This is a genomic window from Oxalobacter paeniformigenes, assembly GCF_027158465.1.
Taxonomy (GTDB): domain Bacteria; phylum Pseudomonadota; class Gammaproteobacteria; order Burkholderiales; family Burkholderiaceae_D; genus Oxalobacter; species Oxalobacter paeniformigenes.
Genome location: NZ_JAMKYL010000001.1, coordinates 137,236 through 159,815, shown reverse-complemented (window position 1 = coordinate 159,815; position 22,580 = coordinate 137,236). Strand labels below are relative to the sequence as shown.

Here is a 22,580-nt window from a genome sequence, read left to right as displayed (position 1 = left end):
TCGCCTAAACCCGCTCACCCGCTGCGACCGGACACCGCTTGTGTTCGATGTGATACTCGAACTCGCTCCGGAAATGCCTCAGAAACGACCTGACCGGCATGGCTGCCGCATCACCCAGCGCACACACCGTCCTGCCCTGTATGTTGGACGCGACGGAATCGAGCAAATCCAGATCGGACAGCGCGGCATCGCCCTGTTCGATCCGTTCGAGCAACCTCACCAGCCAGCCGGTACCCTCACGGCATGGCGTACACTGCCCGCAAGACTCGTTCCGGTAAAACCGCGCCAGATTCAGAAGCGCCCTGACCATGCAACGCGTTTCGTCCAGCACGATCACGCCGCCCGTTCCCAGCATGGAACCGGCTTTCGCGATCGCATCGTAATCCATATCCAGCGAAAGCATCGTCTCGCCCGGAATCACCGGAGAAGACGAACCGCCCGGAATCACTGCCCTGATCTTCCTGCCGTCTTTCGTGCCGCCCGCCAGCGCCAGCAATTCGGCAAACGGTATTCCCAGCGGCACTTCATAATTGCCGGGATACTTCACATCACCGGATACGGAAAAAATCTTCGTACCCCGTCCGCTGCCCTGTCCCAGCGCGGCCCATGCTTTTCCACCCATCGCCATAATGAACGGCACGTATGCCAGCGTTTCGACATTGTTGATCGTCGTCGGCTGTCCATACAGACCATTGGCCGCCGGAAAGGGCGGCTTGAAACGCGGATTGCCGCGCTTGCCTTCCATGGACTCCAGCAGCGCCGTCTCTTCCCCGCAAATATACGCGCCATATCCATGGACGGCATGCAAATCGAAAGCGACCCCCGATCCCAGCAGGTTTTCGCCAAGCCAGCCTGCCTCACGCGCCTGCGCGATCGCTTCTTCGAACCGCTCATAAACCGACCAGATTTCGCCGTGGATATAGATATACCCTTTCGAAATCCCCATGGCATATGCCGCGATCAACATGCCCTCGATCACGGCATGCGGATTGTACCGGAGAATGTCGCGGTCCTTGAATGTCCCCGGCTCACTCTCGTCCGCATTGCAGACCAGATACATCTGCCCCTTGTAGCCTTTCGGCATGAACCCCCATTTCAGCGCCGCCGGAAAACCGGCGCCGCCCCGTCCGCGCAATCCCGCATCCCGCACTTCGGCGACGATTTCCTCCGGAGGCATCCGTTCGGAAAGGATACGCCGTATCTGGCGGTATCCACCCCGTTGCAGATAATCGGCCAGCGACCAGTTGTCGCCCGTCAGTCCTTTCAACAGCACCGGCTCGGCATGACGGTCATGCAGGCAGGTCATTATTTCAGTTCCTCCAGCAGCTTGTCGATCTTGTCTTTGGTCATGCGCATATACATCTGCTTGTTGTTCACCAGAACGACCGGCCCGTCCCCGCATGCCCCCATGCATTCGCTCTCGACCAGCGTGTAAAGACCATCCGGCGTCGTTTCGCCGAAACCGATATTGAGTTTTTCTTTCAGATACTGCGCCGTCACGTCGCTTCCCGTCATCTCGCAAGGCAGATTGCAGCATACGGCGATTTTGTACTTGCCGACCGGCCGGGTATTGAACATGCTGTAAAACGTCGCGACTTCCTCGATCGCCACCGCCGGCACACCGAGATAATCCGCGATTTCCTGCATCACTTCCGGCGACAGCCACCCTTTTTCATCCTGCGCGATCGTCAGCGCGGCAATCGCCGCCGAACGTTTTTTCGTCGGCGGAAATTTCGCCAGCTCCTTCTCGATTTTCCGGTATGCCTCGTCACTCAACAACATATCTCACCCGTTCGCTTTCCCTAGCGGTCCACTTCGCCAAACACAATATCGATACTGCCGATGACCGCCACGGCATCCGGTATCAGATGCCCGCGGATCAACTGTTCCAGTCCCTGCAAATGCACAAAGGAAGGCGCGCGTATCTTCATCCGGAACGGCTTGTTCGCACCGTCAGACACCAGATAAATGCCGAATTCCCCCTTCGGTGCCTCGACCGCCGAATACACCTCGCCGACCGGCAAATGGAATCCTTCCGAAAACAGCTTGAAATGATGAATCAACTCTTCCATACCCGTTTTCATCTTTTCGCGCGGCGGCGTCGAAACCCGGTAATCATCCGACTTCACCGGTCCCGGATTTCTCTTGAGCCAGTCCACGCATTGCCGGATAATCCGGTTCGACTGGCGCATTTCCTCGACGCGCACCAGATAGCGGTCGTAACAATCCCCTTCCTTGCCGACGGGCACTGCAAAATCCACACGATCATAAACGGCATAAGGCTGCTTCTTGCGCAAATCCCATTCCACACCGGAACCGCGCAACATCGGACCGGTAAACCCGGCAGCCAGCGCATCTTCCGGAGAAATGACCCCCACGCCGACCAGACGCTGTTTCCAGATACGGTTATCCGTCAGCAACGTTTCATATTCATCCACACACTTCGGGAACCGGTTCGTGAAATCCTCGATAAAATCCAGCAACGATCCCTGACGGTTGGCATTGAGCTCCCTGACCCGTTTTTCACTCTGGAAACGGGTCTTTTTGAACTGCGGCATGGAATCCGGCAAATCGCGGTTGACCCCGCCGGGCCGGTAATACGCCGCATGCATTCGTGCTCCGCTGGCAGCTTCATAGCAATCCATCAGATCTTCCCGCTCGCGGAACGCATACAGAAAAACCGCCATGGCGCCCATATCCAGCGCCTGTGAACCGATCCAGAGCAAATGGCTCATGATCCGCGTGATCTCGTCGAACATCACCCGGATATACTGCGCCCGCACAGGAATTTCCAGACCCAGCAACTTTTCGACAGCCATCACATAGGCATGCTCGCTGCACATCATCGACACATAATCGAGACGGTCCATATACGGCAATGCCTGAAGATACGTCCGCTGTTCCGCCAGCTTTTCCGTGGCGCGGTGCAACATGCCGATATGCGGATCGGCACGGACGATCGTTTCGCCATCCAGCTCGAGAATCAGCCGCAACACACCATGCGCGGAAGGATGCTGCGGTCCGAAATTGACCGTGTAATTGCGGATATCCGTCATCGTCCGTCGCCTCCGTCAGGATCGCGTACCACACGAGGCGTGATTTCCCGCGGCTCGATCGTCACCGGCTGGTAAACCACCCGTTTTTCCTTCTCGTCATAACGCATCTCGACATAGCCCTGTACCGGAAAATCCTTTCGGAACGGATGTCCGACAAAACCGTAATCCGTCAGAATGCGCCGCAAATCGGGATGCCCGGAAAAAAGAATACCGTACAGATCGAACGCTTCCCGTTCAAACCAGTTCGCAGACGGCCAGATATCCGAGACCGAAGGCACTTCCGGCATTTTTTCATCCTCAGCGAACACACGGACCCGAAGCCGGCCATTGAACGTCAGCGACAACAGATGCACCACCACGGCAAACCGCTTGTCCGGGACCTCCATGCCGGAATTGCCGTAACCTGCATAATCCACACCGCACAAGTCGATCAGTTCCTCGAAACGCCATTCAGGATCGTCACGCAAGGCCAGCATGACTTCACGATAAGAAGATAACGGAACGACTGCCGTCACTTCCCCGAAAGCCAGGGAAACATCCTGAAGATCGGTGCCGAATTTCTCACGCAGCTTTTCAGCCAGTTCAAACGGATTTCTCTGCATGCTTTCCCCGTTTTACTGGCGTGCGATCGTCGAAGTCCGCTTGATCTTGCCACGCAACTGCATCAGCGCATACAGCAAGGCTTCCGCAGTCGGCGGACATCCCGGCACATAAATATCGACCGGCACGATTCGGTCGCATCCACGCACCACCGAATAGGAATCATGATAATAGCCGCCACCATTCGCACAAGACCCCATCGACACCACCCAGCGCGGTTCCGCCATCTGGTCGTAAACCTTGCGCAAGGCCGGCGCCATCTTGTTGCACAACGTCCCTGCGACGATCATCAAGTCGGACTGGCGTGGAGACGCACGGAAAAACGTGCCAAACCGGTCCATATCGTAGCGGGACGCACTGCTGTGCATCATCTCGATCGCGCAACATGCCAGACCGAACGACACCGGCCAGATCGATCCGGTACGCAACCAGTTGATCGCCGTATCCAGCGTCGTCGTGACAAACCCCTTGTTCAGCAAACCGTCAATGGCCACACATCACTCCCAGTTGAGCGCACCCTTTTTCCATATGTACCAGAAACCGGCCGCCAGTTCGGCCAGAAACACCATGGCCGCGACAAAAGCCTGCCATCCCAGCTCATGCATGGCCGCAGCCCAGGGAAACAGAAATGCCGTTTCCAGATCGAACAGGATGAACAAAATGGCGATCAGATAAAACCTGACGTCGAACTTCATGCGCGCATTCTCAAAAGGAGCCATCCCGCATTCATAAGGCGACACCTTCTCGGCATCCGGCTTGTGCGGCCCGAGAATACGCCCCAACAAAAGGGAAGAACCACCGAAAAACAGAGCGACCAGAAGAAAAAGCAGAACGGGGAAGTAATTTTCTAGATTCACGTTCGACGCTTGCACACAGGAAATGTTGAAAGACGGGACCAGCGGCCCACCCATATGGCATACATTTCCAAAGGACGATTCCGGCCCATATGAAACCCCTGACGCAGAAAACCGGAACAACGACTTAAGAAACGCTTGGCAGACATACTAAAACTATATGATACACCCAAACACGATTTTCCCCAAAAGCGGCAAAGACTCCGCATATAACGTCCCTTGCATATCTCCGCTTTCCGTCACCCGCGCAACCCCGCACCCCGCGTTTATCCAACTTGCGACAAAACCGGAAAACCGCTCAAACCATGAGAACATTTTTTTGCATGATGCTGTCAACCGAATACACGCCCGAACGTTAACTGAACTGGCATGTCCACTTTTTATTCGTTTTTATCTCTCTTTAAGGAAACCGAAAATGAAAAAACTGCTTGCTGTTCTCGTCGCAGGTCTGTTCGCCTCCGCTGCTTTCGCCGCTCCTCCGGGAGGTCCGGCTCCTGACAGAAATCATGCTCCTGCTGCAAAACATGGTCCTGACGGCAAACGTGGTCCTGACAGCAAACGTGGTCCTGACGCAAAACGTGGTCCGGATGGCAAACGTGGCCCGGACGCAAAACGTGGTCCTGAAGGCAAACGTGGCCACGATGCAAAACGTGGTCCTGACGGCAAACGTGGTCCCGACGCAAAACGTGGTCCGGATGGCAGACACGGCCCGGACGGAAAACGTGGCCCGGACGGCAGAAGATAAAGACCACAAAAAAGAGCGGGAAAATTCCCGCTCTTTTTTATTCCGCTCTTCGGCCGCAAATCGCTTTCGCTGCGTCCCGCAAAAACCGCGATCCCATCAGTACAGATTTTATCTGTTTGCTTTCATGTTTCGTCAAAAACTTGATGATCGATCGGCAAGGATTATTCAGATTGAAACTGCTGTTTTCCACATTGGCAAGGTCGAAAACTTCCGCCGTCCACTGGCACAGCTTCTTTGCCATGTATGTCATTGGCTTGCCTTCCTTGTTCTTTTTTTCGGCAACACCTTTGAATATATCGGCCAATTCCCTGCCTTCTATATCCCTGATGTTTTTATCACCGACAAACGGAAAGAGATGTAATTCAAGCTGCCGTATCATTTTGTTGCGGTAATAGTCCGTTGTTCTGCCCGCTTTGCTTGCGTACAGGCGTAAAGCAATCTTTCTGAAGGTGTTTTCTTCATCCGCTGCTTTTGCCGCCTCTGCCGCTTTCTCTGCCTCTATACGCGCTTTCTTTTCTTCCCGTGGGCCTATCCCTTCGGCAATCAGTTTGCGCGCCTCATCCCGTTTCTTTCTAGCCTGTGCCAGCGATATATCAGGATATTTCCCGAATGGCATTTGTATGGCCTTGCCATTCAATTTTGCCTTCATACGCCATAACTTGGAACCTGTCGGTGCTATTTCCAGATACAGGCCGCAGCCGTCAAAAAGCGCGTATTTCTTTTCTTTCGGTTTAGCATTGTCGATTTGTTTTGGTGCAAGAGGGGGGATACGTTTTGTCATATGGGTAGACGATTTGCAGATAAAAAATAGGTCGAGAAAATATCTACTCCAAAACCCACCCAAAAATGTCAGCTTCGGCAATACCGCATTAGACCGCATAAAACAGAAAACCCGCGTAAAAGCCAGGTTTCACACGGGTTCATCGTCTGTATCAGACTGCCTTGGATTGTTCGTTGGTGCCGACGGCGAGACTTGAACTCGCACGACTTTCGCCACTACCCCCTCAAGATAGCGTGTCTACCAATTCCACCACGTCGGCGCAAGAGTTTAATTATCGCAGCAACTCGCTTTTTCTTCAAGCACTATGCGTGAAAAATGCACGATGCCGTATTTATTTCGAGGCGTTTTCGCCCGGATTGCCCGGTACGGTCGCTGCGCCCGGAATTGCTGCCGCACCGGAGGCATCCTTGCCTGCGGTCGACTCTGCCGGAGCTTCCTGTTCCGGAGCAGAGGTCGTTACCGACTGCAATTTTTCGATCACGCTGCTTTGCGCCGGTGCGCGGTAAGGCCCCAGGTATGCCATAGCCAATGTCGAAACGAAAAAGATGATGGCGGCAACAGCCGTCGACTTCGACATGAAATTCGACGAACCGCTCGCACCGAAAATGCTGCCGGAAGAACCCGCTCCGAATGCCGCACCCATGTCAGCGCCCTTGCCATGCTGCATCAGAACCAGCACGATGATAGCCAGAGCGGACAAAACCTGAATAATAATGATAATGTTGTACAGCATGTTATTTCAGCATTCCTTTTTCGTTTGATCAAATATTCCTACTTCGAAGCAAGATATGCGATCTTGAGAAAATCGCTTGCCTTGAGTGCGGCACCACCGATCAGTCCACCATCGATATCCCGCATCTTCAAAAATTCTTCCGCATTCGACGGCTTCATACTGCCGCCATACAATATCCTTACACGCTCCGCCGCATCCGGATTTTTCCGGATCATCAGTTCACGCATCAGCGCATGAACATCCTTGACCATTTCAGGCGTCGGCGTCTTGCCCGTCCCGATAGCCCAGACCGGTTCGTAGGCAACGACGATGTCGCAGACTTCCCGTTCTTCGAGAACGGACAATACCGTATTGATCTGTCTGCTGACCACCGCTTCCGTCAGACCCGCGTCTTTTTCTTTCAGCGACTCGCCGACACAGACGATCGGTGTCAACCCACCCGCCAGTGCACGCTGAACCTTGTTGGCGACCAGTTCATCCGACTCGTTGCAGTACTCGCGTCGTTCCGAATGTCCGACAATCGCATACTTGCAATCGAAATCCAGCAACATGCGCGTCGATACCTGCCCGGTATAGGCTCCTACGGCATGTGCCGATACATCTTCAGCACCCAGCGCGATACCGGTTCCTTCCAGCGCATGCTGACACTGTGCCAGATACGGAAACGGAACACAGACTGCCAGATCGCAATCGACACCCGCCAGCCCCGCCTTGATGCCTTCGAGCAATTCGGCATTCATGGCGAGACTGCCATTCATTTTCCAGTTTCCGACAATCAGCTTACGCGCCATACTGATCCCTGAATTCAAGCAATCAATTATTTTATCGTGACAAATCAATTATGGTCAATCATTTGGCGAAAAGCATATCGTCTCGCATTCAATGCAGCAGGATGCTTCTGAACTGCCCGTCGCCTTCGTCATCCTCGTCGAAACCGTCCGGATCGTTGACATATCCACGTTCGATTTCCTTGTCGGTGGCGGCACGGACATCCGTTACCGTCAACTCGAAACGCAGTGCAATTCCCGCAAGAGGATGATTGCCATCCAGAATCACCTTGCCGTCTGCAATATCCGTCACGACATAAATGGGCGCATTTTCCGTCGGATCGGCATTTTCCGGTATACCCTCGAACTGCATACCGACTTCAAGTGGTGTCGGAAAGAGCTCACGATCTTCAACCCTGACCAGTAACGGATCGTATTCGCCAAAAGCCTCTTCCGGTTCGACCTGTATCATGGTTTTGTAACCTACTTCCTTGCCGTCCAGCGCCTTTTCCAGCGCAGGCAACGTATCATCGTAGCCACCATGCAGGTATACAATGGGTTCCTGCCCATCTTCCAGCAGATTGTTCTGCGCATCCGACAATTTGTAATGCACGGTAACGACCGTATTTTTGGCAATTTTCATTTTTCCGTCAGCCTTTCTGTTTTGAATCCCGGAAATTATACCCGCTTCACACGGCTTTAAACATTCGTTCATCGGCATCCGCATATTATGAATAACAATAACTTATACTGCTTTCAGCTATCGCACCCCTTGACCGGCAGGCGCTTTCGACCCGCTTTTTTGCCATTGCCAAATTCTTCATCATTGAAAAATTGACTGAAAGAAACAAGAAAGGGACCTGTCAATCCGGCACACGGAACGCTTTACAACACGTTGAATAACGTGAAATACAACCTGTTGTTTTTAATTGAAAATTTTTACATTCATGCCAATCCTCCGCGTTTTTTCGTTTCCTGACTCGTACAATGTCTTTCACAACTTTCCCGAGAAGCGGCAGATGACTGTTTGCGGGGTGGCACGAACCTGTTGCGCGATTGCAAAACAGATATAAAAACACTTGTAACGGGGGTTACAACGACAAAAAAATAGCTATAATCGGTTCCATTAGGAGATTGTCAGGATGACACCTACGTCAGTAATGGCATCCGGCAGTTTTCTATTTACAGTAGTATCCAATTACCGGTAATTAACCTAGTTTTTTTAATTAAGGATTGCAAATGAAAAAGTCTTTATTGCTCGTTGGCCTGATGGCTCTGGCTCTGACCGCATGTAAAGTTGGCGAAAAACCAGCTGATAAGAAAGATGCTGCTGCTCCTGCCGCTACCGCTCCAGCTAAAGACGCTGCTGCTCCAGCCGCTAAAGACGCTGCTGCTCCGGCTGCCAAAGACGCTGCTGCTCCAGCTGCTAAAGACGCTGCCGCTCCAGCTGCCAAAGACGCTGCTGCTCCAGCCAAGGACGCTGCTCCTGCCAAAGACGCTGCTGCTCCGGCCAAAGACGCTGCCAAGAAATAATTCTTGTCTTGTCTGAAAAAAAAGCCGATCATCCGATCGGCTTTTTTATTGAAGGTTTTACCTGAAACCACACATTATCCGGAAATCTCCGTCCATCCAAAACCGTCGACCTGACTTGCCACCATCACGGCAACCCTGCCCGTATCGACGACATCGTGCAACGACCTGAACGCAAGATCGGGAAGATTGTTCGTTTCACTCAAATGTGCACCGATAACTTTGGTCAGATGCACGCTATCGAATTCCGACAGAAAATCTGCCGCGCAACGATTGGAAAGATGCCCGAAAACACTACCGATACGCTTGCGAACGACAAACGGATAAGATGATCGTTTCAGCATATCGTCATCATAATTGCATTCAAGCATCAGGACATTGCAACCTGAAAGCGCCTGACGGATTGGCACCGTTACCTGACCGGTATCGGTCAGCATGCCGAACTTGACAGCACCGTCTGTCACATGAAATTGCAACGGTTCACGTGCATCATGCGAAACGGCAAAAGCCGACACCTGCAAATCCCGTACCGTGAAGCTGTCGCCATCACGACACAAGTGCAAATCGACTCCCGAAAAATCCTTTCCGATCGCACGAAAAGTTCCTTCACTCATCCAGACAGGAACACGATAACGGTGAAGAAACGGCAGTACACCCCTAGCATGATCCCCATGCTCATGGGTCACGACCAGCGCAGACACCTGTTCCGGGAGACAATGCACACGTTCCAGACGACGTTTTATTTCACGGATACCGAAACCGCAATCGAACATAACAGTCGTTTCCGTCTGGCCATTCCTGACGGAAACAAGCAATGCATTACCCTTGCTGCCACTCCCCAGACTGGTTGCTTTCACAACAGGAACCAATTTGATAGGCGCATGTTATCTCAACTGTTCATACAGAAGATTCATGATCTTGCGGCCCGTGGATGTCGTTTCGGGTATCCCTCTGCTGTCCAGAACGACAATTTCGCTCTTGCCACCGGTTTCCTGTATGGAAATCTGGTAACGTTCGATCTGCTTTTCACTGCTCGAGAAAGAGAACAGATTCGAGAAGAAACCTTTCTCGTTTTCCGGCGTACTTTTGGCTTCGCTGTCCTGATCGACATAGCGGACGAAATACAACCCCTTCGAGCGGTCACGATCCTCAACCGTGAAACCGACACGATCCAGCGCCAGGCCAACGCGACGCCATGTTCTGTCGAACGTTTCATCCACAACGACCTTGTAACTGTCGCTTCCCTTGACGAGGGTCGCCCTGGAAGGCAAAACCACTGTCTTGCGTTCTGCAATCGCTCTGGCCCTGGCTTTTTCCTTCTGGTTCATATCGCTTAGCTGAACCATCAGGCGAGAGAGAAATTCCGCTTCCAGTTCCGGATCGGATGCACGTGCGGTCCACATGGTCGTATCACGGTTCACACCGACGATTTCTTCCTGTGCGCCACGATGGCTGATGAAAATATCGGTCGTACCGTCGGCATTGCGCTCAAGTCGCGTTCTGAACTTGTCCCGTTCTCCGGTCGAATACAATGCATCGAAAACCTTGCCGATCGTCCTGCGGATAATATCCTGTGGCAATTTAGCCCTGTTTTCCGCCCAGTCGGTTTCCATGATACCGGTATCGGGCGAATCGATATTGATCAGGAAGCCGTTATCCTGCCAGAAATCCCTGATCTGTGGCCACAACACTTCCGGAGAACGGTTCACGACCAGCCAACGCTGGCTACCATCCCGTTCGATACGGATATCCGTCGCTTCATTGGGTGCCACGACACCGCCGACAGCACCGACCGCCACACCGGGTCTGGCCTCCTGACGCTGCTGGTTGTAGTCTGATGCCGTCACCGTTCCTGTTTCCGGAATGGCATACCGGTTATCTCGCTGCAACTGTGTCAGATCGGGCGGAATTTCCAGTCGTTGCCCCTGTGTCTTGGATGCTTCGCTTTTATAATCAATACGATCCGCTTCAAGCATGCTGTCGATCGAACTGCACGACGACAACGCGAGAACCGCCAACGATCCGATCAAAACAGGACCGACTTTCTTGTTCAACACCATACGTTCAGCTTCCTGGCTTCACTATTTTCAGGGAGGCTAACTGCCAATTTTTCAAGTTTCGGATCAGGCAAGTACACCCGCATCCTTCAGCGCTTTTCTGACACCTTCCTTGCATCCTTCGGACAGCGGAACCAGTGGCAACCGGATGCCAGGCGGAATCATGCCCATTTCGGACAAGGCCCACTTGACCGGAATCGGATTCGATTCCACAAACAGCTGCTGGCTCAACGGCACCATCAGATTGTTGAGCTTGCGTGCCGTTGCGACATCACCCCTGATCGCTGCCGCACACATCAGGTGCATGGTTTTCGGAGCGACATTGGCGACAACGGAAATATTGCCTTTTGCGCCACACAGCATCAGTGCCAGCGCGGTCGAGTCGTCACCGGAATAAACCGAAAAACCCTCCGGCACACGACGAAGCAGATCGATTCCCCGTGCGATATTGCCGGTGGCATCCTTGACACCGATGATATTCGGTATTTCCGCCAGTCTCAGAATCGTTTCATTGGACAAATCGGCGACCGTTCTGCCCGGAACGTTATACAGAATCATCGGCAAATCGACCGCTTCGGCCACGCTCTTGAAATGCTGGTACAACCCTTCCTGGGTCGGCTTGTTGTAATAGGGAACGACTTGCAGTGATGCATCGGCACCGGCCATTTGTGCATAGCGCGTCAGCGCAATGGCTTCGGCGGTGGAATTGCCCCCCGCTCCGGCAATGACCGGAATCCGCTTGCCGGAGTGTTCCACGGCAACACGGATCATTTCGGCATGTTCATCAACATTCACAGTCGGCGATTCGCCGGTCGTACCGACGACGGACAATGCATCGGTTCCTTCGGCGATCTGCCAGTCCATCAGACGGCGAGCGCTATCGAGATCGACACTGCCATCCGCATTCATTGGGGTAACCAATGCAACTATACTGCCTTCGATTTTCATCATGATCTAACTGTCAAAAAAGATTGTAACCGGTACCGCCGCTGGCGGTACCGGGATTAAATTCATGCGCAATAGCAATAATACTACCTCAACTCAGGCAATATATCAGCACAGGCAGGTGAAATATCGTCAATCATGCCATAAATTTGTTTCAGATTGTTAAAGCATTTCGCCTGTCAGGAAACGATCGACAGCCTGCGCACATTCCCTGCCTTCGTGCAATGCCCAGACCACCAGCGACTGCCCGCGTCGTACGTCTCCGGCAGCAAATACCTTGGCGACAGACGTCTTGAACCGGTCGTCACCATCCAGTAAGGCTCGCGCATTGCCTGCACCATCCTTTTCAACACCGAAAGCGTCCAGGACCGGTGCCGCTGGTCCTGCAAACCCCATGGCCAGGATGACCATATCCGCCGGAATCTCGAATTCGCTGCCAGGTATTTCGACATATTTTCCGCCCACCTGTTCGACTCGGCAGACAATCAGTTTTTCAACCTTGCCGCGCTTGCCTTCAATACGCTTGGTCATGACGCCGAAGTCACGATCACAACCCTCTTCCTGGGACGATGACGTCCTGAACTGTTTCGGCCAGTACGGCCAGACCATGGCCTTGTCCACCGAGTCGGGCAAACGTGCGTTGCGATCGAACTGGAGAATGCTGGCCGCCCCCTGCCGGTTGGCGATGCCGACACAATCGGACCCCGTATCCCCGCCACCGATGATGACGACACGTTTGCCCTCTGCATTCAGGCGATTGCGCGACTTGTCGCCTGCATCCTTTTTGTTTTGCGCGCACAGATATTCCATGGCGAAACAGACACCTTGCAAATCGGCACCCGGCACATCGAGTTCACGGGGTTGCTCGGCACCGCACGCGAGAACAACTGCATCGAACGACTGGATCAGGCTTTCCGGATCCAAGGTTTCCGTAGCCATATTCTGAATGCATGACGGTACATTCTTGCCGACCAGCACGCCGGTTTTGAATACAACGCCTTCGGCCTTCATCTGCTCCAGCCGCCGGTCGATAATCTGTTTTTCCAGCTTGAAGTCCGGAATACCATAACGCAACAACCCACCGATCTTGTCGTTCTTCTCGAAAACTGTCACATCGTGTCCGGCACGCGCCAGCTGCTGCGCTGCCGCCAGACCGGCAGGACCTGAACCGACGATCGCGACGGTCTTGCCGGTCTTGTGTACTGCCGGACGCGGAACGACCCAACCGTTTTCCCAGCCCTTTTCGATGATGAAACGCTCGATCGAGCGGATACCGACCGGTTCCTTGATTAGTCCCAGCGAACAGGCCGGTTCACATAATGCAGGACAGACTCGTCCGGTAATTTCCGGAAAATTGTTCGTCGCATGCAGTTTTTCCAGCGCATCCGCATCATTGCCGTGATAAACCTGATCGTTGAAATCAGGAATCAGATTGCCCAGCGGACAGGCATTGTTGCAAAACGCAATACCGCAATCCATGCAACGCGCCCCTTGAAGGCGAGCCTGATCATCCGCCAATGTCAGCGTGAATTCCCGGTAATTCCTGACTCGCTCCTTGGGCTCCAGATGCACTTCCTCAATGCGGTCAAATTCCATGAAACCCGTTACTTTTCCCATTTTCCACCTCTATCCGGTTACTGTTGACATGGCATCCGCATCAAGCGGCAACCACGGCCACGTTGTCTTCTGCGCTTTTTTCCTCGGCATACAAATCCTGCAATGCACGACGATATTCCATCGGAAACACCTTGACGAAACACGACCGGCAATTCGACCAGTCTTCCAGCAACCTGCGCGCTGTCATGCTGCCGGTATAGGTGAAATGGTTTTCGATCAAATGTTTCAGGATCGCTTCATCCGTTTGAGGCTGTCCGTGGCGTGACAGACGATGCCATACCGCCTTTTCCACGGAGGCTTCCTGTTCGAAACAGGACAATACCGGCTCCAGCGTGACCATGGACAGATTGCACCGGCGTTCAAACGTTTTGTCCGGATCGTATACATAGGCCACACCGCCGGACATCCCGGCCGCGAAATTGCGTCCGGTTTCACCCAGAATCACAACTGTACCGCCTGTCATGTACTCGCAACCATGATCGCCACAGCCTTCGGCGACAGCCAGTGCACCTGAATTGCGTACGGCAAACCGTTCGCCCGCGATACCGTAGAAATAAGCCTCACCCGAAATCGCGCCATACAAAACTGTATTGCCGGCAATCATGTTGCGTTCCGGCTGTCCGCGGAACTGTGCATGCGGTCTGACGATAATGCGCCCGCCGGAAAGGCTCTTGCCGACATAGTCGTTCGCCTCTCCCACCAAATCCAGCGTAATGCCATGCGCCAGGAAAGAACCGACCGACTGGCCTGCCGTCCCCTGCAACTGGATATGGATCGTATCGTCGGGCAACCCTTCGTGTCCGAATCGGCGCGCGACCTCGCCGGAGAGCATCGCCCCCACACTGCGGTTCGCATTCTTGATCGGATAGATAAACGAAATTTTTTCCTTTTTTTCCAGTGCGATGGCAGACTGGAGAATCAGCCGGTGATCGATAGCCTTTTCCAGACCGTGATCCTGTTCTTCCTGATGCCGTTTGTGGACATCCTGATCCACGACCGGATCGTAAAACAGACGGCTGAAATCCAGACCAGCTTCCTTCCAGTTAGCGATTGCTTTCGATTTTTCCAGCAAATCGACACGTCCGATCAGATCGTCATATTTTCGGATACCGAGCTGTGCCATGATCTGCCGCATTTCCTCGGCCACGAAAAACAGGTAATTGACGATATATTCCGGCTTGCCGCTGAATTTCTTTCTCAATTCCGGATCTTGCGTCGCCACGCCGACCGGACAGGTATTCAAATGGCATTTGCGCATCATGATACAGCCCTGCGTAACCAGCGGCGCCGTGGCAAATCCCACTTCATCGGCACCCAGAATTGCTGCGATCACGACATCCCGTCCTGTCTTCATCTGCCCATCGGCCTGAATCCGTACACGTCCACGCAAATTGTTCAGCACCAGTGTCTGCTGTGCTTCAGCCAGACCGATTTCCCACGGCGAGCCGGTATGCTTGATAGACGATAAGGGCGATGCACCGGTACCGCCGTCATGTCCGGCGATCACGATATGGTCTGCCTTGGCCTTGGCGACACCGGCAGCGATGGTACCGACGCCCACTTCGGAAACCAGCTTGACCGAGATCGTCGCCCTTGGATTGACGTTTTTCAGATCGTGAATCAGCTGTGCCAGATCCTCGATGGAATAAATGTCATGATGCGGGGGCGGCGAAATCAGACCGACACCCGGGACTGAAAAACGCATGCTGGCGATATATTCGGAGACCTTGCCACCCGGCAGCTGTCCCCCTTCACCCGGCTTGGCGCCCTGCGCCATCTTGATCTGGATTTCATCGGCTGAATTCAGATACTCTGCCGTCACACCGAAACGGCCTGATGCGACCTGTTTGATACGTGAACGCAGCGAGTCGCCTTCCTGCAATTCGATATCGGATACGATCCGGTCTTTGCCCAGAATGGAAGAAAGCGTTTCTCCTTTTTTGATCGGAATACCTGCCAGTTCGTTTTCATAGCGGCGCGGATCCTCGCCCCCTTCGCCGGTATTGGATTTACCGCCGATCCGGTTCATGGCGATTGCCAAAGACGCATGCGCTTCGGCGCTGATAGACCCCAGAGACATCGCACCGGTCGCAAAGCGTTTGACGATTTCCTTGGCCGGTTCGACTTCGTCGATCGCAATGGCACGTGCCGGATCGAACCGGAATTCGAACAGACCGCGCAAGGTCATCTGGCGACGTGACTGGTCATTGATGATCTGCGCATATTCCTTGTAGGTCGCATAACTGTTGGCACGCGTCGAATGCTGCAACTTCGCGATCGCATCCGGCGTGAACATATGTTCCTCGCCCTGCTTGCGGAAAGCGTATTCCCCACCGACATCCAGAAAACGTACCGGCTGCTGGCGTGCGCCGAATGCCATCCGGTGCAGACGCAGCGATTCTTCTGCCACTTCAAAGACACCGATACCGCCGACACTGGACACTGTTCCCCTGAAATATTTTTCTACCAGCGCATCGGACAAACCGATCGCCTCGAAAATCTGCGCACCGCAATAGGATCGGTATGTCGAAATCCCCATTTTCGACATGATCTTCATCAGCCCCTTGTTGATCGCCTTGATGAAATTGGCCTGTGCCTTTTCCGGTGTCAGCTCTGCCGACAATCTCGGTGCCAGCTCGGAGAGCGTTTCCAGCACCAGATACGGATGGACCGCTTCGGCGCCATACCCCGCCAGCAGCGCGAAATGATGTGTTTCCTTGGCCGAACCCGTTTCGACAACCAGACCGGTCGAAGCGCGCAACCCCTTGGCGACCAGATCCTGATGGATGGCAGAAGTCGCCAAAAGGGCGGGAATCGCCAGACGATCCGGACCGATCTTCCTGTCGGAAACGATCAGGATATTGTGTCCCGATTTGACGGCATCGACAGCCTCGGCGCACAGCGACGCCAGATGCGCTTCGATACCTTCCTTGCCCCAGGCGACCGGATAACAGATATCGAGCTCATAAGATCGGAATTTGCCGCTCGTATAGGCATCGATATTGCGGATGCTGGCCATTTCAGCAAATCCCAGAATCGGCTGCGACGCTTCCAGACGCATTTGAGGATTGACATTGTTTGTGTCCAGTACATTGGGCTTCGGCCCGATATAGGACAGCAACGACATGATGATTTCCTCGCGAATCGGATCGACAGGCGGATTGGTGACCTGCGCGAAAGACTGGCGGAAATAGTTGTAAAGCGGTTTCGGACGGTGCGACAAAACGGCCAGTGGTGCATCGTTACCCATCGAGCCGATCGCTTCCTCACCGTTTTGCGCCATCGGCGGCAAAATGATTTTCAGGTCTTCCTGCGTATAGCCGAACGCTTCCTGCCGCAAGGTCAGCGGTACATCCGAATGCACGACTTCATGCGCATGTTCCTTCAGTTCGTGCAGCTTGATGCAAACCGAATTCGTCCATGCACGATACGGACGGGCATTGGCATAGATATCCTTGATTTCCTTGTCGTCGATAATCCGGCCTGCGTCCAGATCGATCAGGAACATCTTGCCGGGCTGCAGACGCCATTTCCGGATAATATGTGTTTCCGGAATCGGCAATACACCCGTTTCGGACGCCATGACGACCAGATCGTCATCCGTCACGACATAACGTGCAGGACGCAAACCGTTCCTGTCCAGGACGCCGCCGATCTGGCGCCCGTCGGTAAAGGCGATCGCCGCCGGACCATCCCAGGGTTCCATCATGGCGGCATGGTATTCATAGAATGCGCGGCGATTGTCATCCATCAGCTGATGGTTTTCCCATGCTTCCGGGATCATCATCATCATGGCATGAGCCAGCGGATAACCCGACATGACCAGCAATTCCAGCGCATTGTCGAAACAGGCCGTATCGGACTGGCCTTCATACATCAGTGGATACAGTTTTTGCAGATCATCGCCCAGCACGGCGGAACGCATCATTTCCTCACGCGCACGGAACCAGTTGAAATTCCCCTTGACGGTATTGATTTCGCCGTTATGTGCGACAAGGCGATACGGGTGAGCGAGCGGCCACTCCGGAAACGTGTTCGTCGAGAAACGCTGATGCACCATCGCCAGCGCTGACACGCAGCGTTCATCCTGCAAATCCAGATAATAGTCCTGTACCTGATCGGCCAGAAGCAGCCCCTTGTACACAATCGTTCTGGCCGACATGGACGGCACGAAAAATTCCTTGCAATGCTTCAGGTCGAGTGCCTGGATGGCATGCCCCGCCGCCTTGCGGATGACGAACAGTTTTCTTTCCAGCGCATCGGTCACCATGATATCCGGACCACGACCGATAAAAATCTGGCGGATCACCGGTTCTTTTTCACGCGCCTTGGGCGACATCGGCATCTCGCGATTCACCGGCACATCACGCCACCCCAACACCACCTGTTTTTCGGCGCGTACCGCACGTTCGATTTCTTTCTCACATGCCAGTCGCGAAGCATGTTCCTTCGGCAGGAAAATCATGCCGACACCATATTCACCCGGCGGCGGCAGCACGACATTTTGCTTCGCCATTTCTTCACGGTAAAAACGATCCGGGATCTGTATCAGAATACCGGCGCCGTCGCCCATCATCTTGTCCGCTCCCACGGCACCGCGGTGGTCGAGATTTTTCAGTATCAACAAGCCCTGCTCGATGATGGAATGGCTTTTGACACCCTTGATATGGGCAACGAACCCGACGCCACAAGCGTCATGCTCAAACGATGGATGATACAAACCTTGCGCACACATATAGACCCCCGAAAATTAACTGTCCGAAACAGGATAAATCCTTTTCGCAATCGGCACAACAAAAATAAAAGGGGTCAGAGTTATTATTATGTTTTCGAAAAATATTTTATATTTTTAAGGGGACATAGTGATAATACAAATAAAAACAATATGTTGTGATTTTTTCATTCAAAAAAAACGGTTATTTCGACACGAATTTTTCAGGACGGCCCCGTTTTCCCATACGAAACTGGCGTTGCGTCGATACTTCGAGTTGTCTGATGAATGCCTCCGATCCCAGCGGCCACCCCATCGTCAGGATATTTTCCAGCCTGTCATCGATACCGGCACGAAAAAATTGTTCACGATAAGCCATTTCACGCCCGAATGGTGTATTGCCAAGTTCCCAGTAAACAGCATGATCGCGTATCAGCGGACTGGGCGCGATACCGGCATGATGCCGGTAACTGGACCATTCGTAGGCTTCAGGCGTAGCGGCAAACCCGCTTGTAACAGGCATCATTTCCATATAACGGCAACAGTCCATCAAACACCCCGTTTCCACCACGGATGTCTTGAACCGTCCCTCCCACAATGTTCCGCTCCGAAGGTACTTCTTGTTGAAGTAAGGCACATAATGACGCCCGATCCATTGCATCATGCGCGCCAGTCCCGACTGGTCCGACGGCGTCCCCAGAAGATAAACCCGGTTTTTCAGCAAGGCATAGGCATGGATATCGACACCATACTGGCGCGCTGCTTCCCTGAGCCAGTCCAGATAACAACGATAATCTTCTTCATCACCGAACACATCTTGCCTGTTATTGCCCTGTAAATAGATATGATGCGGCATGCCTGGTATCACCAGTCTTGCGCTTCTTGCCATTGTTTCACTCCGACAAATGCAGCTTCCATCACTATGTCCCCAATAGTATCACATGATTTCAAATTTTCTTATTACATTGTCCCCTTTATTTGAAAAACCCTTCCGAAATTATCGCTGCCTCCTGTTGATCACCCTCAAAAACACGTTTTGAAAAAACGCTAACTTGAAAGTGCAACATACGATATTCCATCAACCCGAAAGACAACGTTACAGTCCGTCTTTTCCCTCAGGGAGAAAAACATGTCCAACATGCTTTCCAATTTCAATCCGTTCAATGAAATCAGCAGATTCGAACCTTTGCGCAATCTGGATGAATTTCTCAGCAACTACCGTCTGGCCTCGCCATGGAACAACTGGGAAACCGAACCGCGCATCAAAATCGACGTATCCGAAACAGATGAAGCCTACTTCATCAAGGCAGATGCGCCAGGTGTAGCCAAGGAAGACATCAAAGTCACTGTGGAAGGAAATTTGGTCACGATCGAATTTGAAATCAAAAAAGAGGCAGAAGAAAAGGTATACGGCAAGCCGATACGCAACGAACGTTATCACGGCATCCAGAGCCGCAGCTTCGCACTGGCACAGGATGTCAACAGCGCCCTGTCAAGCGCAACCTATCATGATGGCGTACTCGAATTGCGACTGCCCAAAAAAACCGGCTCGACACGCACCCAATTGACCATCAACTGAGCACCTCTGAAAATCCGTTCATAAACGTCGCGACTATCGCCATATCCGGTCAGTAACCGGGCAAAAACACCGGGCTATTGCCCGGTGTCATCATTTTGTCACCTCTTTTTGCTATGATAGGACTATAAACAAATCCAACAGTCAGGATATATATCGTGTCCGAAAGCGCATCCATGGTGACCAAACCCGTCCAGAACCTGCCTGTCGGTTCACTGGAACCGAATCTGTATCTCAACCGTGATCTTTCCCTGCTCGAATTCAATCGTCGCGTACTGGCACAGGCCGAAGATGAAAGCCTGCCGCTTCTGGAACGGTTGCGCTACCTGTGTATCGGAAGCAGCAATCTCGATGAATTTTTCGAAATCCGTGTTTCCAGCCTGCATGCCCGGCAAAGCGCTGACAAAACCACGCTGACTCATGCCGGAAACCTGCTGCACCAGATCAGTGTCCGCTGTCATGCGCTGGTGGAACACCAGTACTCCCTTCTGAACCGGAAAATCCTGCCGCAACTGGCAAAAAACGGCATTCACCTGTTAAGCCACAACGATCGCAACGAAGCACAACGTGCATGGGTCAAATCCTATTTCGATAGCCAGATCCGTCCGTTGCTGACACCGATCGTCCTCGATCCGGCACATCCGTTTCCGCAAGTCGCCAACAAAAGTCTCAATTTCATCATTTCACTGGCAGGAAAAGACGCTTTTGGGCGAGGCAGCGCAATCGCCATCGTCAAGGCACCCCGCGTACTTCCACGCGTCATCAAGCTGCCCGACGAACTCTCTGACGACGGTATCACCTTCTGTCTGCTTTCATCGGTCATCCACGCTCATATCTCCGAGCTGTTCCCCGAAAGAAAAGTGATTGCCTACTCACAATTCCGGGTAACACGAGACAGCGATCTTTGGGTTGACGAAGAAGAAGTCAAAAATCTCAGGCAGGCACTGAAAATCAGTTTGCAAAACCGTCACTTCGGCGCTGCGGTCCGACTGGAAGTCGCCAAGAATTGCCCGGACGATCTCGCCGCTTTCCTGCTCAATGAATTCGGTCTGGATGAAGATTACCTTTACCGCGTCAATGGCCCGGTCAATATGGTAAGGCTTTCCGAAATCTTCAATTTCGTCAAAACGCCTTCCCTTTATTTCCGTCCCTATCAGGCTTCGGTCAATCCAGATGCAGAAAATGACGGCAACCTCTTCGATACCCTGAAAAAAAAGGATATCCTGCTGCACCATCCATTCCAGACATTCAAAACCGTCATCGACTTCATCCGCAATGCCGCCGACGATCCTGATGTCGTGGTCATCAAACAGACGATCTATCGCGTCGGCATGACATCCGAACTGATGCAGGCACTGATTTCCGCGGCCAGCAAGGGAAAAGAAGTCATCGTGATCGTCGAGCTGAAAGCGCGTTTCGATGAAGAACAGAATATCGACTGGGCACAACAGCTCGAACAGGCCGGTGCACAAGTCGTCTATGGTGTGATGGGACTGAAAACCCATGCCAAACTTGCGCTGGTCATCCGCCGTGAACAGGGTGCCTACCGCTATTATTGTCATCTCGGCACAGGCAATTATCACCCGACGACGACAAAGCTTTATACCGACTTCGGTTTGTTGACGGCACATCCGCAAATCACCAGCGAAGTCAACGAAGTGTTTTTGCACCTGACCAGCCTGACACGCCCCAAAAAACTGGATTATCTCTGGCTGGCACCCTTTACCCTGCACCGTCATCTGATACGTGCCATTCTCAATGAAATCAGAATCGCCCGACAGGGCAGACCGGCACGAATCGTCGCCAAGATGAATTCCCTCATCGACGAATCCGTCATCCGTGCGCTTTATCTGGCATCCTCGTCGGGGGTGAAAATCGATTTGATCGTCCGGGGTGCCTGTGCATTGCGCCCGGGCGTACCGGGTCTGTCGGAAAACATTCGCGTCCGCTCGATCATCGGCCGTTTTCTCGAACACGAACGGATCTATTACTTCCGCAACGATCTCAAACATGATCTGTATCTTTCCAGTGCGGACTGGATGGCACGCAACCTTTTCCGCCGCATCGAAGTCGCCTACCCTGTACTTGACCCGACACTGAAAAAACGGGTGATCGCCGAAGGACTCAAATATTATTTGAGAGACAATACCAATTCATGGGAACTCTTGCCAAACGGTACCTACCGCCGACGCAAACAACGCAAGAAACAGACGCCCTTCGGCGCACAACAATATCTGGCGGGAATTTACGATGCACAGGTACACAAGGAACTGGTCGGTCCGACGCCATCGGATGTCATCGCAGTCTCTCAGGATGCTTCCCTGTCAGAAACGCCGGATAAAAAAACCGTCATCCCGGACGATTCGCCACTGACAGAGACCATGCCGGACACGATGCAACCACAGCCGGATACCGCTTCCCCTGAAGCGCATACCGACATTCCTGCCGAAACTGCCGACCGCTAGCCCACCCTTCCCGCTCTACGATATCCTGCCGGACGCCTGCGTCCGGCAAACGTGTTTGCGGTACAGTGCTTTTTTGCCGGCATTTTTGAGCACCGGACAATATCGCTTCGCCAAATCTGTATACAATACCGGAAATACCCGTT

At 53.0% G+C, this 22,580-nt stretch carries 20 protein-coding genes and 1 tRNA gene; 4 read left to right on the top strand and 17 right to left on the bottom strand.

All coding sequences use genetic code 11. From position 1 onward, the window contains the following. Window positions 1–4: 4 nt before the first annotated feature. Genes nuoF through ndhC form a run of 6 tightly spaced genes read right to left on the bottom strand, consistent with a single transcriptional unit; the run spans window position 5 to window position 4,513 of the window. Window positions 5–1,306 (bottom strand): NADH-quinone oxidoreductase subunit NuoF, encoded by a 1,302-nt coding sequence (gene nuoF / locus NAI64_RS00730; protein ID WP_269296826.1) that lies wholly within the window; start codon window positions 1,304–1,306, stop codon window positions 5–7. Further along, window positions 1,306–1,782 (bottom strand): NADH-quinone oxidoreductase subunit NuoE, encoded by a 477-nt coding sequence (gene nuoE / locus NAI64_RS00725; protein ID WP_269296824.1) that lies wholly within the window; start codon window positions 1,780–1,782, stop codon window positions 1,306–1,308. Before nuoE ends, nuoF begins: the two co-directional genes overlap by 1 nt. Before the next feature lie 20 nt (window positions 1,783–1,802). Then, complete coding sequence (locus NAI64_RS00720; protein ID WP_269296822.1) at window positions 1,803–3,056, bottom strand: NADH-quinone oxidoreductase subunit D; 1,254 nt, start codon at window positions 3,054–3,056, stop codon at window positions 1,803–1,805. Further along, a complete protein-coding gene (locus NAI64_RS00715; protein WP_269296820.1) occupies window positions 3,053–3,658 on the bottom strand; it encodes an NADH-quinone oxidoreductase subunit C in 606 nt (201 codons plus the stop codon). The genes NAI64_RS00720 and NAI64_RS00715 overlap by 4 nt, the downstream gene beginning before the upstream one ends. 12 nt (window positions 3,659–3,670) lie before the next feature. Continuing rightward, on the bottom strand, window positions 3,671–4,150 hold the full coding sequence (locus NAI64_RS00710; RefSeq protein ID WP_269296819.1) for a NuoB/complex I 20 kDa subunit family protein: 480 nt from the start codon (window positions 4,148–4,150) through the stop codon (window positions 3,671–3,673). 3 nt (window positions 4,151–4,153) lie between these two features. Then, window positions 4,154–4,513, bottom strand: a complete 360-nt coding sequence (gene ndhC / locus NAI64_RS00705) for an NADH-quinone oxidoreductase subunit A (RefSeq protein ID WP_269296817.1) — start codon at window positions 4,511–4,513, stop codon at window positions 4,154–4,156. A gap of 412 nt (window positions 4,514–4,925) precedes the next feature. On the opposite strand from ndhC, the gene NAI64_RS00700 reads away from it, so the two are divergent. Continuing rightward, window positions 4,926–5,255, top strand: a complete 330-nt coding sequence (locus NAI64_RS00700) for a hypothetical protein (protein ID WP_269296815.1) — start codon at window positions 4,926–4,928, stop codon at window positions 5,253–5,255. A gap of 37 nt (window positions 5,256–5,292) precedes the next feature. Here the strand turns inward: NAI64_RS00700 and NAI64_RS00695 are convergent, their stop codons facing one another. The 5 genes from NAI64_RS00695 to NAI64_RS00675 all read right to left on the bottom strand — a co-directional run bounded on the left by NAI64_RS00695 (window position 5,293) and on the right by NAI64_RS00675 (window position 8,179). Continuing rightward, complete coding sequence (locus NAI64_RS00695; protein ID WP_269296813.1) at window positions 5,293–6,036, bottom strand: tyrosine-type recombinase/integrase; 744 nt, start codon at window positions 6,034–6,036, stop codon at window positions 5,293–5,295. Window positions 6,037–6,210: 174 nt separating this feature from the next. Continuing rightward, window positions 6,211–6,295, bottom strand: a tRNA-Leu gene (locus NAI64_RS00690). A 72-nt stretch (window positions 6,296–6,367) separates the two neighbouring features. Beyond that, a complete protein-coding gene (secG, locus tag NAI64_RS00685; RefSeq protein ID WP_269296811.1) occupies window positions 6,368–6,769 on the bottom strand; it encodes a preprotein translocase subunit SecG in 402 nt (133 codons plus the stop codon). A gap of 38 nt (window positions 6,770–6,807) precedes the next feature. Next, window positions 6,808–7,560, bottom strand: a complete 753-nt coding sequence (gene tpiA / locus NAI64_RS00680) for a triose-phosphate isomerase (protein WP_269296809.1) — start codon at window positions 7,558–7,560, stop codon at window positions 6,808–6,810. Window positions 7,561–7,648: 88 nt separating this feature from the next. After that, a complete protein-coding gene (locus NAI64_RS00675) occupies window positions 7,649–8,179 on the bottom strand; it encodes an FKBP-type peptidyl-prolyl cis-trans isomerase (RefSeq protein WP_269296807.1) in 531 nt (176 codons plus the stop codon). Between the two features lie 596 nt (window positions 8,180–8,775). Here NAI64_RS00675 and NAI64_RS00670 point away from each other — a divergent pair. Continuing rightward, entirely contained in the window at window positions 8,776–9,069 is a 294-nt protein-coding gene (locus NAI64_RS00670; RefSeq protein ID WP_269296805.1) for a hypothetical protein, read from the top strand. Between the two features lie 74 nt (window positions 9,070–9,143). Here the strand turns inward: NAI64_RS00670 and NAI64_RS00665 are convergent, their stop codons facing one another. The 6 genes from NAI64_RS00665 to NAI64_RS00640 all read right to left on the bottom strand — a co-directional run bounded on the left by NAI64_RS00665 (window position 9,144) and on the right by NAI64_RS00640 (window position 19,285). Next, window positions 9,144–9,923, bottom strand: coding sequence for an MBL fold metallo-hydrolase (locus NAI64_RS00665; protein WP_269296803.1), 780 nt, complete (start codon window positions 9,921–9,923; stop codon window positions 9,144–9,146). A 27-nt stretch (window positions 9,924–9,950) separates the two neighbouring features. Further along, on the bottom strand, window positions 9,951–11,126 hold the full coding sequence (bamC, locus tag NAI64_RS00660; RefSeq protein ID WP_269296802.1) for an outer membrane protein assembly factor BamC: 1,176 nt from the start codon (window positions 11,124–11,126) through the stop codon (window positions 9,951–9,953). Window positions 11,127–11,189: 63 nt separating this feature from the next. Beyond that, a complete protein-coding gene (gene dapA / locus NAI64_RS00655) occupies window positions 11,190–12,071 on the bottom strand; it encodes a 4-hydroxy-tetrahydrodipicolinate synthase (protein WP_269296801.1) in 882 nt (293 codons plus the stop codon). Between the two features lie 159 nt (window positions 12,072–12,230). Continuing rightward, complete coding sequence (locus tag NAI64_RS00650) at window positions 12,231–13,685, bottom strand: glutamate synthase subunit beta (RefSeq protein ID WP_269296800.1); 1,455 nt, start codon at window positions 13,683–13,685, stop codon at window positions 12,231–12,233. A gap of 40 nt (window positions 13,686–13,725) precedes the next feature. Continuing rightward, window positions 13,726–18,420, bottom strand: coding sequence for a glutamate synthase-related protein (locus NAI64_RS00645; protein WP_269296799.1), 4,695 nt, complete (start codon window positions 18,418–18,420; stop codon window positions 13,726–13,728). Window positions 18,421–18,601: 181 nt separating this feature from the next. Beyond that, a complete protein-coding gene (locus NAI64_RS00640) occupies window positions 18,602–19,285 on the bottom strand; it encodes a transposase (RefSeq protein WP_269296797.1) in 684 nt (227 codons plus the stop codon). Window positions 19,286–19,525: 240 nt separating this feature from the next. Between NAI64_RS00640 and NAI64_RS00635 the strand changes: the two genes are divergently transcribed. Then, on the top strand, window positions 19,526–19,975 hold the full coding sequence (locus tag NAI64_RS00635) for an Hsp20/alpha crystallin family protein (RefSeq protein ID WP_269296795.1): 450 nt from the start codon (window positions 19,526–19,528) through the stop codon (window positions 19,973–19,975). Window positions 19,976–20,148: 173 nt separating this feature from the next. Next, on the top strand, window positions 20,149–22,437 hold the full coding sequence (gene ppk1 / locus NAI64_RS00630) for a polyphosphate kinase 1 (RefSeq protein ID WP_269297960.1): 2,289 nt from the start codon (window positions 20,149–20,151) through the stop codon (window positions 22,435–22,437). Window positions 22,438–22,580 lie beyond the last annotated feature (143 nt).

What these genes read in the sequence shown, in the direction of transcription:
- tpiA (WP_269296809.1), bottom strand. Translation starts at nt 7,560, where the DNA reads ATGGCGCGTAAGCTGATTGTCGGAAACTGGAAAATGAATGGCAGTCTC.
- secG (WP_269296811.1), bottom strand. Translation starts at nt 6,769, where the DNA reads ATGCTGTACAACATTATCATTATTATTCAGGTTTTGTCCGCTCTGGCT.
- nuoF (WP_269296826.1), bottom strand. Translation starts at nt 1,306, where the DNA reads ATGACCTGCCTGCATGACCGTCATGCCGAGCCGGTGCTGTTGAAAGGA.
- NAI64_RS00675 (WP_269296807.1), bottom strand. Translation starts at nt 8,179, where the DNA reads ATGAAAATTGCCAAAAATACGGTCGTTACCGTGCATTACAAATTGTCG.
- NAI64_RS00715 (WP_269296820.1), bottom strand. Translation starts at nt 3,658, where the DNA reads ATGCAGAGAAATCCGTTTGAACTGGCTGAAAAGCTGCGTGAGAAATTC.
- NAI64_RS00700 (WP_269296815.1), top strand. Translation starts at nt 4,926, where the DNA reads ATGAAAAAACTGCTTGCTGTTCTCGTCGCAGGTCTGTTCGCCTCCGCT.
- dapA (WP_269296801.1), bottom strand. Translation starts at nt 12,071, where the DNA reads ATGAAAATCGAAGGCAGTATAGTTGCATTGGTTACCCCAATGAATGCG.
- NAI64_RS00670 (WP_269296805.1), top strand. Translation starts at nt 8,776, where the DNA reads ATGAAAAAGTCTTTATTGCTCGTTGGCCTGATGGCTCTGGCTCTGACC.
- NAI64_RS00720 (WP_269296822.1), bottom strand. Translation starts at nt 3,056, where the DNA reads ATGACGGATATCCGCAATTACACGGTCAATTTCGGACCGCAGCATCCT.
- NAI64_RS00645 (WP_269296799.1), bottom strand. Translation starts at nt 18,420, where the DNA reads ATGTGTGCGCAAGGTTTGTATCATCCATCGTTTGAGCATGACGCTTGT.
- bamC (WP_269296802.1), bottom strand. Translation starts at nt 11,126, where the DNA reads ATGGTGTTGAACAAGAAAGTCGGTCCTGTTTTGATCGGATCGTTGGCG.
- NAI64_RS00650 (WP_269296800.1), bottom strand. Translation starts at nt 13,685, where the DNA reads ATGGGAAAAGTAACGGGTTTCATGGAATTTGACCGCATTGAGGAAGTG.
- nuoE (WP_269296824.1), bottom strand. Translation starts at nt 1,782, where the DNA reads ATGTTGTTGAGTGACGAGGCATACCGGAAAATCGAGAAGGAGCTGGCG.
- NAI64_RS00640 (WP_269296797.1), bottom strand. Translation starts at nt 19,285, where the DNA reads ATGGCAAGAAGCGCAAGACTGGTGATACCAGGCATGCCGCATCATATC.
- ppk1 (WP_269297960.1), top strand. Translation starts at nt 20,149, where the DNA reads ATGGTGACCAAACCCGTCCAGAACCTGCCTGTCGGTTCACTGGAACCG.
- NAI64_RS00635 (WP_269296795.1), top strand. Translation starts at nt 19,526, where the DNA reads ATGTCCAACATGCTTTCCAATTTCAATCCGTTCAATGAAATCAGCAGA.
- NAI64_RS00695 (WP_269296813.1), bottom strand. Translation starts at nt 6,036, where the DNA reads ATGACAAAACGTATCCCCCCTCTTGCACCAAAACAAATCGACAATGCT.